Genomic DNA, 15240 nt, shown 5'->3' on the forward strand with positions numbered 1-15240 from the left:
GGGCGTTTCTGCCCGGTAAAGCGATTTCCGAATCAACCCATTGCCAATCAGATCACCCTGGGTACGGTAAAGGCCCCGTCGTCTTTTTCCGGGGCGTTGGCCAGGGCGTCCTGAGGATCAAGGTGGCCCTGCGCCTCGTCCTCCCGGAATGCATTGGTCAGGGTGATGGCATGGGAGGTGGCGGGAACCCCGGCCGTGTCCACCTGTTTGAGGGTATCGACATAGTCAAGAATGGTGCCGATCTGGCCGGCAAACCGGTCGACATCTGTCTCATCGATGTCCAACCGGGCCAGGTGGGCCACGTGCAGGACTTCTTCCTTGGATATTTTCATGGTGTCAAGCCTTTGTTATTTTTTGACCAGGATGGGCTTTTTCCGAGCCCGGATCAGCCGGTTCATATCCGCGGTCGCTTGTTCCCGGCCCTTGTAGCTGCCCACCCGCACCCTGAACCAGAGGCCGTTGCCGGGGATGACAATTCTCGACAGATAGGCAGAATACCCGTCCTTTTTCAGATTTGCAACGATTCGCTGGGCAGCCGTTGGATCCTTGAGGGACGCCACCTGGATGGTCAGGTTGCCCGCGGTGCCGGCAGCGGGCGGCGCCGGCACCGCTGCACGCCCCCCCGGTTTGGCCGACAAACCGGTTTTCTTGGCCATGACGGCGGACCGGTTCTTGTGGGGCGGTTTTAGGGCATCGCCGGATTCAGCCGGTGCAGCCGCCGCCGGCGGCACCGGTGTCGCCGGAAGTGCAACGGCGGTATCCGGATCGTCTTGTTTCAGGGCCTCATAGAACTCCAGGGGGGTCTTGTTGTCCTCCCCCCGGATGGTTTTTTCTATCGCCTCGCGCTCCTTTTTCATCATGGCGTCCCGCAGGGCGGCAAGCTCTTTCTGCAGCGCCTGGGTGTCGAAATGCACGGGAGCGGTCCCCCGGCCCACCAGCACGCCGAGGACAAACATCCAGGCCGCAACGAAAAAGACCAGCAGGTATCGCCCCCAGGCCATTCCCCGTTTTGGCTCGGTATCCTTGCCCTCTGTCACAAGTGATTTCCTTTGCCGGCAGTGAGGCCCGTTGCGGGTGATTTACATGGAATCCGGAGCGGAAACACCCAGCAGCGCCAACCCGTTGCGAATCACCTTCTGGACTGCCGTGATCAGGTAAAGCCGGGCCCGCGTCAACGTCAGGTCATCCGCGCAAAGCACCCGATTCCGGTTATAATAGGTGTGAAAGGCCGCGGCCAGGGTCATCAGGTAGTAGGTGATGCGGTGCGGTTCCATTAATGTTCCGGCCATTTTTACGGCTTCCGGATAGCGGGCCAGGGCCTTGATCAACGCCACGTCCTCCGGAGTATCCAGGGCGGACAGGTCCGCCGGCGTAAAGTCGCCCACATCCATGTCATCCGCCTCGGCCTTGCGGTGGATGCTGGCAATCCGCGCATGGACATACTGGACATAGTAAACGGGGTTGTCGTTGGTCTTGCGCTTGGCCAGGTCCAGGTCGAAGTCCAGGGGGCTGTCATAGTGCCGGGTCAGAAAGATAAACCGGGCCGCATCACGGCCGACCTCCCGGACCACGTCGGACAGGGTGACAAACTCGCCGGCCCGGGTGGACATGGCCACGGGCTGGCCGGCCCGCAACAGATTGACCAGTTGCACCAGCAGCACGCCGAATTGGTCGCGGCCGTATCCGGAGGCCTCCACGGCCGCTTTCATGCGGGGAATGTAGCCATGGTGGTCAGCCCCCCACACATCGATGACGGTGTTGAATCCGCGCTCGAACTTGTCCTTGTGATAGGAGATGTCCGACGCAAAATAGGTGGTCTGACCATTCTGGCGGACCACCACCCGGTCCTTCTCGTCACCGAAATCGCTGGTCTTGAACCACTGGGCGCCGTCTTTTTCGTAAACAAGCCCCTTCTCCTTGAAAAGACGGATATCCGCTTCCACCTTGCCTGCGTCGTAGAGGCTCTGTTCAGAAAACCACCGGTCGAAGGTCACCCCGAAATCCACCAGGTCGGCCCGCATGCCGTCAATAATCTTGCCGGCCGCAAAACGGGCGCAGGGCATGATGGCCTCCGCCTCGTCCTTTGCAAAAAGCTCCCGGCCGTCGCCTTCCAGCAGTTCGCCGGCCAGGTCACGGATGTAGTCGCCCTGGTAGCAGGTATCGGGAAAACCCACCGTCTCGCCCAGCAGCTCCTTTCCCCGCAGGTAAACCGACATGCCCAGAGTCTGGATCTGGCGGCCGGAATCGTTGATGTAATACTCTTTTTGAACGTCATACCCGCAAAAAGAGAGGATGTTGGCGGTGCTGTCTCCCACGGCGCCGCCCCGTCCGTGGCCCACGTGAAGGGGACCGGTGGGGTTGGAACTGACGAACTCGATCTGAATGCGGGCGCCCCTGCCCAGGTCGCAGCGGCCATACTGGTCGTCCTTGGCATGAATGGCCGCCAGCACCGGGTGCCAGGCGGTCGGCCGGATGAAAAAATTGATGAATCCCGGACCGGCGATTTCCGTTCGTGCGATGATGCCGTTTTCATCGTTCAGGTGCTTGATGAGGGCTTCGGCAATTTTGCGCGGCGCCATGCGCTGGGACTTGGCCATCTGCATGGCCATATTGGTGGACAGGTCCCCGTGGCTGTCGGCCTTGGGCTCTTCGAGCACCACCTCGCAAAAATCCGGCGAGGGGAAAATGCCTTTTTGGTGGGCGGCCGAAGCGGCAGCCAGAATCATTTCCTTGAGCAGGGTCTTCATCGATTATTTCCTGACACGTCGACAGCTGACGCCCCTTGGGGCCTCAGTCGTTGCGGTGGTGTGGGTTGATGCTTGCCGGCAGACGGCAGTTTCGCCTGCCGTCGGATACACGCCTGTTTCGATAGAGTCCAGTTCATAAAGAGTTTTCAAATCCAAGTCAAGAACGTTCACCCCGGCAACCGAATGGGCGGACATGGCCCTTAAAACAGACCCAAAACCGCTGAAAGGGCCGAACCGGTGCCCAATGCCGTCGGCGCCGCCCCATGCGTCGACGCCGCTTTTTCCATACCGGCCGATTCCCCATCCGGTCATGGGGTGCTTCTCGTGTTGCCTTTTTACTTGCATATCCTTACATTCCAACGTATTTTGCTTTTTTGCCCGACACTGCAAAGCAATCGCTTGGATCCTGGATCGATCAAAAGGTTTAAATTTTATGAATGTGAGTATCTGCAAACAGCGGCAGAGACTTGCCGTTGATGTTGATGCGGTTTGCCGTCTGGTCATCGCCACCCAGCTGCCCTCCGGGGAAATCCCGTGGTCCACGGGAGAAAAAACCGACCCGTGGGATCATGTCGAAGCCGCCATGGGGTTGGTGGTGGGCGGCTACCTGGAGCAGGCCCGGCGGGCATTTTACTGGCTGCAGTCTATGCAACTGGCGGACGGCAGCTGGTTTGCGGCCTATCGCAGGGGCATCCCCGAAGACCGGACCCGCGAAACCAACATGAGCGCCTACATCGCCGTGGGCGTTTTTCACTACTGGCTGGTTACCGGCGATCGCCGCTTTTTGGGATCCATGTGGGATACCGTGCGCCGGGCCATTGACTTTGCGGTGGCTCATCAGGGCCCCAAGGGAGAAATCAGCTGGGCCGTCAGTCCCCAGGGCAAGATCGATCCCATGGCTCTGCTCACCGGCTCCAGTTCCATCTATATGAGCCTTAAATGCGCGCTCGCCATTGCCGCCGAACTGGGGATGCCGGCGGCGCCGTGGGGCGATGCCCTGCATCGGCTGGGTGACGCCATCCGCAACCGGCCCTACCTGTTCAACATGACCAAATCCCGATTTTCCATGGACTGGTTCTATCCGGTGCTCTGCGGCGCCGTCACCGGGGACGCCGCCGGCCGCCGCATCGAGCGGCAATGGAAAAAATATGTGGTCGAAGGGCTGGGGGTTCGCTGCGTCTCCGATCAGCCCTGGGTGACCGTGGCGGAGAGTTCCGAACTGGTGCTTGCCCTTGCCGCCATGGGAGATACGGAAAAGGCTCACATCGTCTTCAACTGGCTGTCGGAACATGTCTTCGATGACGGTTCGTTCTGGTGCGGATTCACTTTTCCGGACATGACCCGGTGGCCCGAAGAGAAAATCACCTGGACCAATGCCGTGGTGCTCATGGCCGCCGATGCGCTGTTCAGCCTTACCCCCGGTGGGCGGTTGTTCAGTCATGACTGGTGGGCGGAATCCGGATATATGGTATGATCAAGGATCATCGCCCCTACATCGTCAAGAAAGCATACCTGAAGCTTCAAAAATTTTATGCCAGCCACTTTCTTCGCCCTCAGCTGGAGCATCTGGGAGGCGGATTCACCTTCATGCGGCCCTGGCATGTGGAGCTGTTCGGCGCCCCCATATCCATCGGACAATTTGCCACGGTCATCGCCACACCGGACAAGAAAATCAGGCTGTCGGTCTGGCCGGACCAGGCGGGCAAGGGACATATCACCATCGGCAACTACTGCCTGGTCTGCCCGGGTGTGCGCGTCAGCAGCGCTGTCGGCATCACCATCGGCGACAACTGCATGATCGCCAACGGTGCCTATGTAACCGATTCGGACTGGCACGGCATCTACAACCGCATTTCCTTTGGCAAGGCCAGCCCGGTGACCATCGAAAAAAACGCCTGGATCGGTGACAGTGCCATCATCTGCAAGGGGGTCACCATCGGCGAAAACAGTATCGTGGGAGCCGGGGCCATCGTGGTGGACCCGGTTCCCCCCAACTGTGTCGCCGCAGGCAACCCGGCCCGCGTGGTCAAACAGCTCGACCCGCAGGAAACCTTCACCACCCGCGCCCAGTTCTTTTCCGATCCGGTCAAGCTTTCCCGGGACTTCATGGCATGGGAACAGGCCGTGCTTCAGGGAAACACCCTGTTCGGCTGGCTCCGCCACCTGCTGTTTCCCGCCAAAGGGGATTGATGACGAGCCGGACATCAGACCGGAACCTGATCGCCGTCCTCCTGCCGGACGGCGGCCTGCAACTGGAATGGGAGGCGGCGGATGCAGCCATCGGCAAAAGCCGCACACTTCTCCAGGATGAGCTGTATCGATGTTCTGTATCGGACCGGGAAGGCTGGCTGCTACGCCTCGGTCTGGCCGATATGAAGGTGCCGCTCTCCGCTTCGATGTCCTATTGGCGGGAGTTTGCAGGAGAGTTTACCCGGCAGCTGATTCGCACGCCGGATCTCGAAGCCCTGCGGGAATCGGTCCGGCTGGAACTCGCGGCGGATAACATGGCGGCCTGGCTGGGCCGCGCGCCCATGATGACGGGACTGGATTATCTGGATGACCTCCTGCTGGCCAACGTCTGGGAACGATTGCACGCGGCCTGGCGCTCGGCCATGCGGGCCCACGACGGAACGGTGGCCGACTTTATCAGGGCATACCGTCCCAGCGCCCACCTGGTGGGCCGCATCTTTTTCCATCTGGTGGAAAACAAGGATGCGGCGCATCCCTTTGCCTTTCTGGCCACCTATTCCACCCGCCTGAACCAGGCCGGCGACTCCAGGCATGTGCCGCTGAAATTCGCCCTGCAGGAATTTGCCGGGAACCAGGCCAGGTTGCTGGAACTGCTGGCCACGGTCCACGAGGCCGCCAAGACGTCGGCGGTTCTTCAGGAGATGCTCTCTTCCGGCACTATCTTTCAGCCCCTGGCCTGGTCGTCCCGGCAGGCCTTCCTGTTTTTAAAGGACATTCCCGTTTTCGAAACTGCCGGCATCCTCTGCCGGATTCCCGACTGGTGGAAAGCCGGCGGCCCCCGGATCTCCCTCGACCTGAAGTTCGGCACCCGAAAGCCGTCCCTGGTGGGCATGGATGCGATCCTGTCCTTCAAGGCCGGATTACTGATAGACGGCGAGCCGCTGTCCCGGGAAGAGATCCAGCGGCTGCTGGCCCAGTCCGAGGGACTGGCCTTCATTAAAAACAAATGGGTGGCGGTGGACCCGGTCAAACTGCAGAAAATCCTGGCGGCCCACGAAGCGGCCGCAAAGATGGCTGACGCCGGGCTTTCATGGCTGGATGCCATGCGGTTGCAGATGAATCCACGGCAGTTGCCGGGCAATGCCGCAGCGGCGATTGACCAGGTCAGCGTGTCCCATGGACAATGGCTCGCCGATGTCCTGCAGAAATTGCGCGATCCGCATACCCTTCGGGCCATCCGTCCCGGCCGGACCTTCAAGGCCAGATTGCGAAAATACCAGCAGGCCGGATTGAACTGGCTCTGTCTGTTGCACGCCCTTCGACTGGGCGCCTGCCTGGCCGACGACATGGGGCTGGGCAAAACCGTTCAGGTACTGGCCTTTTTAAACTGGCTGTATGCAGCCCAAAAAGGCCGCAGGACCCGTCGACCGGCCAGCCTGCTGGTGATCCCCGCCTCCCTGCTGGCCAACTGGGCCGCCGAGATCAGGCGATTTTACCCGGACCTGTCTTTTTTCATCGCCCACCCCGGCATGCATCCGCAGGAGGAACTGGCCAATGGCGGCAAAGGGCTGATCGAGGCCCATGACCTGGTGATCACGACCTATGCCCTGGCCGGGCGCTATCGTTTTTTGCAGGACCATGCATGGTATTACCTGATACTGGATGAGGCCCAGGCCATCAAAAATCCGGGAACCCGGCAGACCCGCACCCTGAAAACCTACACGGCCGAAAACCGGCTGATTCTGACGGGAACGCCCATTGAAAACCGCCTGTCCGATCTATGGTCCCTGTTTGACTTCATCAACCCCGGACTGCTGGGCTCCGCCACCGAATTCAAACGCTTCGCCAAAACCCTGGACCGGGATCGCTCCCGGTATGGCACGCTGCGCCAACTGATCCGCCCCTATATGCTCAGACGCCTGAAGACCGACAAAACCGTCATCCGGGACCTGCCGGACAAGGTCGAAATGAAGGTCTACACCGACCTGTCGGCCAAACAGATCGTGTTGTACCGGCAGCTGGTGGGCAGCCTCGAAAAGGCCCTTTCCGACACGGACGGCATGCAGCGCAGGGGCCTGATCCTCTCGTCCCTGATGAAACTGAAGCAGCTGTGCAACCATCCGGATCAATACCTGGGCGGTGGCGGCTATCCGGAAACGGAATCGGGCAAGTTCGGCCGCCTGCGGGACATCTGCCGGACCATCCACGAAAAGAGAGAACGGGTGCTGGTGTTTACCCAGTTCAAGGAAATCATTGACCCGCTGTGCCGTTTCCTGGCAGACGTTTTTCACCACCCGGGGCTGATGATCCACGGAAGCGTATCGGTGAAAAAAAGAAAGGCTGCGGTAGACGAATTTCAGGCGGCGCCCTATGTCCCTTTTATGGTGCTCTCCCTCAAGGCCGGCGGCGTGGGGTTGAACCTGACCCGGGCCAGTCATGTGATTCACTTTGACCGCTGGTGGAATCCGGCGGTGGAAACCCAGGCCACCGACCGGGCCTTTCGCATCGGCCAGAAAAAAAACGTGATGGTTCACAAGTTTATCACCACCGGCACGATTGAGGAAAAAATCGACCTGATGATCGAAGAGAAGAGGCAGCTGTCGGAAGATGTCATTGCCGCCGGCAACGAGAACTGGATCACGGAGATGGACGACACCCGGGTGGTGGACATGTTCCGGTTATCGCTGGCGGTCGACCAACAACAGGAACGTGAAAGATCATGAGTTACTGGAAATTCGCCCCATATGTAACCGTTGCCGAGAAAAGGGCGCGGGCGGAGAAAAAAATCCGGCAGCTGAAAAAGAAAAAACCGGATCTCGCGCCGGTCGTCATTGAAGGCCGCAGCCTGGCCAGGACCTGGTGGGGAAAATCCTGGAACGCCAACCTCGAACGCTATGCGGATTACAGCAGCCGCATCGGGCGCGGCCGCAGCTACGTGAGGCATCTGGCGGTTCTCGACCTGCGCATCGACAGGGGATCGGCGGTCGCCCTGGTGCAGGGGTCGAGAAGCAAGCCCTATAGGGTTGAAATCAAGATCAAGGGCCTCGGGAAAACCAACTGGAAAACCCTCACCGCGGCCTGCGGGGACAAGCTGGATTCCCTGCAGGATCTTCTGGCCGGGCGATTCCCCAGGGACCTGTCGCACCTTTTCCTGCAAAGGGGCAGCGGCCTTTTCCCCAGCCCGAAGGACATTCAGTTTTCCTGCAGCTGTCCGGACTGGGCTTATATGTGCAAGCATGTCGCTGCCGTCCTTTACGGCATTGGCGCCCGGCTGGACGAAGACCCGTCGCTCTTCTTCGTGCTGCGGCAGGTCAACATGGACGACCTGATCGCCAGAGCCCTCAGCGATACCACCGAAAAATATCTCCAAAAGGCACAGGAGAGTGACCCGCCCGTGGTTGCCGAAGCGGATCTGGGCCGTGTGTTCGGCATCGATATGGATGTGGCGCCCGAATTTGGCCAGATGATCCCCGAGGCGGCCCCCAGCCCCGCCCGCGCGGCAAAGCCCTCGCCCCAAGCCAGCCCCGGCAAACGGTCACCCGCCAAAAAAAAGGGTGATGACCAAACGCTGATCCTGGAGCGGCTCCAGCGCGCAAAATACGGGATCGATGCGGCCGGACTGCATGCCGAGAGCGGCATCGACATCGTCAAGATTCGCAGCATCCTTTACCGGGCCTACCACAAAGGCCTCATCCAGAAAGTTGCCCGGGGCATTTACACAGCCGGGACGCCCTCGCCGGCCGACCGCCGGGCCGCCGTCCTGGCGGTTATCGAGGCCAGTGCAGGAGGCATCCGCACCCCCCGGGTCGCCGAGGAGACCGGAATGCACCCGGCCTCCGTTCGCCCGGTGCTGGCCCGTCTGCTGAAAACCGGGGAGATCCGCAGAATGTCGCGGGGGCTGTATGGTCCACCCGTGAATCGGATGAGGACCAAACCGGGCGGCGCAACAAGGGCCATTCTTGCCATGATTCAAACCCATCCTGACGGCGTCGCCTTTGCCGCCCTCAAGACCCAGTCGGGCTTCGAGGAGAAGCAACTTCGAAATATCGTATTCCGCCTTGTCCGATCAGGGAAAATTCGCAGGGCCGGCCGGGGGATTTATGCGGCCGTTCCGAAAACAAAATAGTGAAGCCGGCGGTTGATGGGCGCATCGCTCCCGACACCTCATCAGGGGAGCCGGCCAGGCCAGACCCGTTGGGGTGCCTCACCTCGATCGGAATCGGTTTTTTCCCCTTGACGCTTTAAACGATTCCATCATATCAATATTTTATAGTGGCCTTTCTCTCATTTCTTTCGCCATATCCAAGCGACTAAGTTGCTCCTCTGACGCTTACATCGGATCTGAAGCGCTGCTTTAGGAAAAACCCAGTTTTCATCACCCAATGCACATGGACGCCTGCCGGCACGGAAGGACCGCTTTGAATCGGGTCATACTCGGTGGCGCATGAATGTCGTCAAATTATGACGGACCACGACGGATGGGGGTAATCCGGGACATGAGAACGGCTGAAATGGGAAAATCCCATAATGTAGAAAGAAGCAGAAGGATAAACGAAAGAAAAAAATATCAGGAAGAAATCTTCTTTTCGACGGATTCAATGATTTTTCACGGAAGGATTGAAAACGTCAGTATGGGAGGGGCCGGCGTTGGCAGCCGGAGCCTATCGAAAATAAAAAAAGGGGCGGAAGTCATCATTGCCATTCCTTTTGCCAACAGACAGGGCGGCATCAAAAGAAAAGCAATCGTCAAGTGGACCCGAAATGACCAGTTCGGGGTTCAGTTTAACAGGAGAGAAAACGCAAGGCTGAATTATCATAAAGAAGTTTCCTTTTCCGTGGGTTCGATGGTTTTTTCCGGAAATATTAAAAACATCAGCATGGGGGGGGCGGGCGTTGGCAGGTTTAACCTGTCCAAAACCAAATTACCGGTCAAGATAAGGGTCACGATTCCTTTTGCTAAAAAACAAGGCGGCATCAAAAGAAAAGCGATCGTCAGGTGGACCCGGAATGACCAGTTCGGGGTTCAGTTTATTTGACTGGACCAACGCATCGCTTCCGGACGGGCGCGGGAGAGACGGCAGACCGCCGCCTTCACTTACCCCGCTCAGGACGGCCCCTTGGGAACGTCAGTGATCATCGACCCCAGGCCGGGGCCGGCCATAAACCGGTCCGGGTCCTTTTTTACATGGACATCGCGGTCCTTGCAGCGCGGGCAAACCGGCGTGATATCGTCGCCTTTGAAGGTCAAATGGACAAAGGTGTGGCCGCAGGCGTTGCAGCGGCAGTCGGCCGTTGGCATGAGGGGTTACCCCGTCTTCCGGATCGTGTCCGCCGCCTGCTTGACGATCTCATACAGGTCCGTCGGCCCCATGCCATGGCGCATGGCGATGTCGCGCATCGATTCCGATGCGGCGGCGGAAATTGTTTTCGTTTTCAGGGCGGCCCGAAGCTTCTGGATGTCCAGGCCATAAGTGGTGCAAATCTCCTCCAGGGTCAACCGGCCGGTTCCCGGCGGCGGAGTGTCGGGCAGTCTGGCCGGGCCGGTCGTCGCGGCCGCCGGCGGTTTCATGGCCTCGTACAGGGCTTTGGGGGTGGTGGTGTTGATGGTGGCAATGGCCTGAAGGGTCTGCCCCCCGTCCGTGACCTGGTAGCCTGCCTGCCTCAGGCGCTGCAGGGCCTCGGCAGCATCGAGATTCACCTTCCTGGCAAAGGTGTTCAGCGAAGAGAGTTCGGCGTGGCCGTAAGGGGGTTCCCCGTATGTTCGGATGCCCTGATCCTTGAGGGCGGCATTCAGGTCCAGCACCCAGGAAAAGGGCGGCACCGTCAACAGGGTGCCGGCCACCGTCACGACGCACACAACCAGGGCCAGGTTGAACGCCGGCGTGAAGATTTTCACCTGCCGGGATCGGTCCTTGAGATAGGTCAAAAGGGGTTTCCAATTGTAATAGATGTGAAGGCACAGCGCCAGGAGGAACAGCAGCCCCACATTGATGTGCACGTCACCCCACTGGGTCTTGTTCAGCCCCCACAGGCGCCAGTCCGCCCAATAGGCGACCCGCCCATGGGGAACCAGGTACAAGATGATGCTGGTGACCACCATCAGGACAAACGCCAGGCTGGCGGTCAGGGAGGTAAGTTTTCTCAGTTTCATGCGTTTCATTGCTCCGTTGGGTGGGTTGAAAACCATATCCGGTGCCGGGGAAAGGACGCTAAGCTGAGGAGCCCCGCCCGGCCCTTTCGTTACAGGCTGCCGGCATCGCCCGAAGAAAAGCCGTGAAAACAGGAAAAAAGAACACCGCCGGCAAGGGCGGTGGCGGCGCTGAACAGAAACAGCGGCGCACTGTTACCGGCTTCGTAAAGCGCACCGCTGACGAAAAACCCCACGGTAAGGCCCAGACCATATGTCACCGCGTTATTCAATGCCTGGCCCAGTGTTTTGTCTGTATCCGGGGCCAGTTGGTCCATGTAAAGGATCCCGGCCATGTGAAAAGCACCGTAAGTGACGGCGTGCAGGAGTTGACTGGCCATAATCACCATGGCCGATTCGGCAACATACAGGACGCCCCATCGAATGGCGGCCACGGCAAAGGATGCCGCCAGCACCCGCTTGAAAGAAAAACGGGCAAACAGCCGGGGCGAATTGATCATGACCACCACTTCCGCAGTTGATGCCAGGGCCCAGCACAGGCCGATGAAACTGCCCCCATGGCCCAGCTGGGCCAGGTGAATGGAGAAAAATCCATAGTAGGCGCCGTGGCTCACCAGCATCAGAAACGCACACATCAAAAACACCACGGTGTTTCCCGAAAACAGGCGAACGGCTTCATGGGACTGCGCGGTCCGCTGCGGGCGGGTTCGGGGCATCGCGGTGGCGGCAACGGCCTGGATCGCTGAAATGGCCAGCACCAGTGCGATGACGATGCCCACGTCATAGCGGTCGATCACCTTTCCGACCACGACCACCACGACGATAAAGGCGACGGACCCCCAGGCCCGGGTACGGCCGTAGCGGTGTTTGGTTTTTCCGAGCACATCCATGGCAAAGGCTTCAAGAAAGGAGATGATGGGTGCATAGAAGGCACCGTACACGATGGTGAGGATCAGCATGAATCGGAAATCGGTGGTAAAAAGGAAAAGCGCCCACAGGGCCGTGCTGGCCATACTGCAGAGGATGTAAATGGGGCGGCGGAGGCCCTTCCGATCCGCCATGAGCCCCCAGAACAGGGAAAAAATGATCAGCACGGCCGCGCGGACGGCGGACAGGCTGCCGATCTGAAATCCGCTGAAGCCGATCTTGAGGCAATACAGGTTGAAATAGGGCAGAAAGACGCCCATGGCTCCGAAATAGAGGAAGTATTGGATTCTGATGGTATTTTTATCGCTGGTCATGGCCCCGATCGCAACCGTGATGGATTCGTCAGTCACCGCTAAAACGGTTGCGTGCATCATATCCATTCTGAACGGAAAGGCAACGCCTTTCCCCATTTGTCCGGCAGGGAAAAAGGGCCAACGTCTCCGGGATGTTGACACAAATCGAAAACATGCGCATCATTCAGCTGTTGGCTGTCTGCCATCGCGAAACCTTAACAAGCGAACCCGCGTAATACGTGTCATTCCCGTCAAGGAGGAAACAATGAGCCCTCAGGTGAGAAATCCGATCCGGATTTCACTGGTCGTTTTCGGTCTGCTCATGGCCGGGTGTGTGCCACCCCAGACAACCGGAACCGCCGTGACCGGCGTCCGGGACCCGTCGACCGTCGAAAGCCCGGCCAATCTGGTCGGCCAGCTCAGCAACGACATTTCCCGCGCGCGGATGGCGCAGGTCAATGTCCTGTCTCCAGGATGGTTCAAAAAAGCGGAAAGCGCCTTCTTCAGGGCCCAACAAAACCTTGAAAGAGGCAACAAGATCGCCGATATCCGCAGGGATGTCATGGCATCACGGGACCACCTGCAGCGGGCAAACGAATTCGCCGTCATTTCGCGCACCACTTTGGAAGATGCGATCGAGGCCCGTGAAATGGCCCGCAACGCCGGGGCCACCAGCTTTGAAAAGGAGTATCGGCGGGTTGAAAACGATTTTCTGGATCTGACCCGGGCCATTGAACGGGACAATTTGAGTTATGCCCAGAAAAATCGGAGCATGGTGATCGACCGTTACCATGAACTGGAAGTTCGCGCCATCAAGGCGGAGACCATCGGCGAGGTGCGGACGCTGGTTGCCCGGGCCGAAGCGGCCGATGCCCGAAGGCTCGCGCCCCTCTCTCACGACCAGGCCGTAACCCGGCTCAACGACACCGACACGTTCATTTCTTCCAATCCCTATGCCAAGGAAGAGATGCTCTCCATGGCCAAAGAAGCCCTGTTCGAGGCCAGGCGGCTGGTCGTGATCACCGAACTGAGCAATCGGGTCAAAGCCATGAAGCCGGAGGCGGTCGTCCTTTTGCTGGAAGAACACCTGCACAGCATATCCGCCGCGCTGGGCGCACCGGACATGCGCGACCAGGAATACCCGACCCAGTTGGAAAATATCATCGGCTCGGTGAATTCACTCAAAAGCGACCGCACCTTCATTTCCGAAAAAAACCAGGCCCTGCAGTCGGAAATGGAAACACTCAAGGCTGACTACCAGGCCCAAATCGACGCCCTCAACGTTCGTGTGGCCACCCTGGAAGGCAAAACCCGGGAAGACCAGATGGCCAAGGAGCGCATGGCCAGGGAGCGCATGGCCGCCGAACAGCGCCTGGCGGCGGAAAGAAAGTTCAACCAGCTTTACGTGGCGGTACGCGGCTACTTCCAGACGGATGAGGCCGAAGTCTACAAAAAGGAAAACCAGCTGGTGATCCGGCTCAAGGCCATGCGGTTCCCGGTGGGTAAAAGCCTCATCATGCCGGAAAACTACGCCCTGCTCAGCAAGGTGCAAAAAGCCATCCGCACCTTCGACGACCCGCGGGTGATCGTGGAGGGACATACGGACACCACCGGCTCCGACGAAGTGAACATGCTGCTCTCCCAGCAGCGGGCCGAAGCCGTTCGCGAATACATGATCGCCAACCAGACCCTGGCCCCGGAGAGCATTTCCGCCGTCGGCTACGGGTCCGAGCGCCCCCTGGCTTCCAACGCCACATCGGCGGGCCGGGCGATCAACCGCCGCATCGACCTGCTGATCATCCCTGAAGCAAAGCCCATCTGACCGGGCGTTTGTGATATATCGTCAACGATCCATCAGCCATAGGACGTTCCATGAAAAAAGCATGGGACACCTGTTTCAGCCGGACTGGAAAGACGAAAGCAATGGCCAACTTCATCGCCGAAGGGATGAAGGCCTGCCAGGACTGCGGCAAAGCGTTGGGTGAAAAACTGGCTTGATCCGGTCATCGGTTAAGAATTACGGCAGCGTACCGGACGGTTCGGCACGCTGCCGTTTTATTTTTTCTGCCCCGGCCGGCGTGCTTTTCAGGGCTGGCTTTCATGTTCAGGGGTCAGCGCCGGTCTACTCCTTTTTTCCGTTGACTTGCCCTCTGAATCCGGTCTATTTTTAATACAGGCACCAGGGGCTTGTTGCAGTGCACTCCGGCACCAAGATCTGAGCCGACCGTTCCATCGTACCGTTCCAGATGATCGTCTCCCCACCTTTTTCTGAAACACCACGCCACTCGAACCGCCCCTTTATGAACCGCCGACAGATTCCATTGCCGAGCCGTCCAGGCATCCGTTGCCCCCTGGCCGGACGATGCCAACACCGCTGACTGATGGCCGGACACCCCTTCAATGAGCCGGTGCCTGGATGAAAAAGGGCACATTCACGAAGCCGATGGTAAATGCGGTCGTGATCCGTCTTATCACCCTAACGCAATGGAGGCCCGCCCATGTATCTTAAACAAGGAGATCTGTTCTGGGGAATGGACAAGGGGTTCGTCAAGGAGGCCATGAGTGCCACCACCAAAGTAAACCTGGAGGAAGGAGAGGTGGCCTTCAGGGAAGGAGACCCGGCCGATTCTTTTTTTATTCTGGTCAAAGGCCGTATCAAACTCACGCTGGGCGAGAAATCCCGGGAAGTATACGTCGCTTATGAACCGGGAGAGATTATCGGCTGGTCCAGCCTTATCGAACGTGACACACTGTCCGCCACAGCCCGCTGCCTGGAACCGACGATCCTGAGCAAAGTCGACCGGCAGCGGTTTCTCCAGATCCTGAAAAAATACCCGGCCGACAAGGCAACCCTGTTCCAGCGTGTCGCCTCGATGCTGGGCAGCCGCCTGGTGCACCTCTATCCCAGCATTGCCTGAAGGGCATCCTGCATGAC

General features: G+C 59.0%; 14 protein-coding genes. 8 read left to right on the forward strand and 6 right to left on the reverse strand.

From position 1 onward, the window contains the following. Window positions 1-47: 47 nt before the first annotated feature. Genes gatC through argS form a run of 3 tightly spaced genes read right to left on the reverse strand, consistent with a single transcriptional unit; the run spans window position 48 to window position 2747 of the window. Complete coding sequence (gatC, locus tag DSCA_RS17225; RefSeq protein ID WP_155317599.1) at window positions 48-332, reverse strand: Asp-tRNA(Asn)/Glu-tRNA(Gln) amidotransferase subunit GatC; 285 nt, start codon at window positions 330-332, stop codon at window positions 48-50. Window positions 333-347: 15 nt separating this feature from the next. Beyond that, entirely contained in the window at window positions 348-1037 is a 690-nt protein-coding gene (locus tag DSCA_RS17230) for an SPOR domain-containing protein (RefSeq protein ID WP_155317600.1), read from the reverse strand. A gap of 42 nt (window positions 1038-1079) precedes the next feature. Beyond that, on the reverse strand, window positions 1080-2747 hold the full coding sequence (gene argS / locus DSCA_RS17235) for an arginine--tRNA ligase (protein ID WP_155317601.1): 1668 nt from the start codon (window positions 2745-2747) through the stop codon (window positions 1080-1082). Window positions 2748-3180: 433 nt separating this feature from the next. On the opposite strand from argS, the gene DSCA_RS17240 reads away from it, so the two are divergent. From DSCA_RS17240 to DSCA_RS17260, 5 genes are all read left to right on the forward strand, one after another. Further along, window positions 3181-4221 (forward strand): glucosidase family protein, encoded by a 1041-nt coding sequence (locus DSCA_RS17240; RefSeq protein WP_155317602.1) that lies wholly within the window; start codon window positions 3181-3183, stop codon window positions 4219-4221. Beyond that, window positions 4218-4937, forward strand: a complete 720-nt coding sequence (locus tag DSCA_RS17245) for an acyltransferase (RefSeq protein ID WP_155317603.1) — start codon at window positions 4218-4220, stop codon at window positions 4935-4937. The genes DSCA_RS17240 and DSCA_RS17245 overlap by 4 nt, the downstream gene beginning before the upstream one ends. After that, window positions 4937-7660, forward strand: coding sequence for a DEAD/DEAH box helicase (locus DSCA_RS17250; protein ID WP_155317604.1), 2724 nt, complete (start codon window positions 4937-4939; stop codon window positions 7658-7660). The genes DSCA_RS17245 and DSCA_RS17250 overlap by 1 nt, the downstream gene beginning before the upstream one ends. Further along, the gene (locus tag DSCA_RS17255; protein WP_155317605.1) at window positions 7657-9063 is read left to right on the forward strand and encodes an SWIM zinc finger family protein; all 1407 of its coding nucleotides are present in this window, start codon (window positions 7657-7659) and stop codon (window positions 9061-9063) included. The genes DSCA_RS17250 and DSCA_RS17255 overlap by 4 nt, the downstream gene beginning before the upstream one ends. 370 nt (window positions 9064-9433) lie before the next feature. Further along, window positions 9434-9973: a PilZ domain-containing protein gene (locus DSCA_RS17260; protein ID WP_167527832.1), complete on the forward strand. Its 540-nt coding sequence runs from the start codon at window positions 9434-9436 to the stop codon at window positions 9971-9973. 68 nt (window positions 9974-10041) lie between these two features. Here DSCA_RS17260 and DSCA_RS17265 read toward each other — a convergent pair whose 3' ends face one another. From DSCA_RS17265 to DSCA_RS17275, 3 genes are all read right to left on the reverse strand, one after another. Then, window positions 10042-10236, reverse strand: coding sequence for a zinc ribbon domain-containing protein (locus tag DSCA_RS17265; protein WP_155317607.1), 195 nt, complete (start codon window positions 10234-10236; stop codon window positions 10042-10044). A gap of 6 nt (window positions 10237-10242) precedes the next feature. Next, on the reverse strand, window positions 10243-11088 hold the full coding sequence (locus tag DSCA_RS17270; RefSeq protein ID WP_231716203.1) for a DUF4405 domain-containing protein: 846 nt from the start codon (window positions 11086-11088) through the stop codon (window positions 10243-10245). Between the two features lie 89 nt (window positions 11089-11177). After that, window positions 11178-12386 carry an MFS transporter gene (locus DSCA_RS17275; protein ID WP_231716204.1) on the reverse strand — a complete coding sequence of 403 codons (1209 nt, stop codon included), beginning with the start codon at window positions 12384-12386 and terminating at the stop codon, window positions 11178-11180. A gap of 184 nt (window positions 12387-12570) precedes the next feature. Here DSCA_RS17275 and DSCA_RS17280 point away from each other — a divergent pair, with 184 nt between their 5' ends. The 3 genes from DSCA_RS17280 to DSCA_RS17285 all read left to right on the forward strand — a co-directional run bounded on the left by DSCA_RS17280 (window position 12571) and on the right by DSCA_RS17285 (window position 15223). Continuing rightward, a complete protein-coding gene (locus DSCA_RS17280; RefSeq protein ID WP_167527833.1) occupies window positions 12571-14127 on the forward strand; it encodes an OmpA family protein in 1557 nt (518 codons plus the stop codon). Window positions 14128-14177: 50 nt separating this feature from the next. Further along, a complete protein-coding gene (locus DSCA_RS32955; protein WP_269434603.1) occupies window positions 14178-14303 on the forward strand; it encodes a hypothetical protein in 126 nt (41 codons plus the stop codon). A gap of 500 nt (window positions 14304-14803) precedes the next feature. Further along, entirely contained in the window at window positions 14804-15223 is a 420-nt protein-coding gene (locus DSCA_RS17285; protein WP_155317610.1) for a cyclic nucleotide-binding domain-containing protein, read from the forward strand. Window positions 15224-15240: the final 17 nt, after the last annotated feature.

The organism is Desulfosarcina alkanivorans (genome assembly GCF_009688945.1).
Taxonomy (GTDB): Bacteria; Desulfobacterota; Desulfobacteria; order Desulfobacterales; family Desulfosarcinaceae; genus Desulfosarcina; species Desulfosarcina alkanivorans.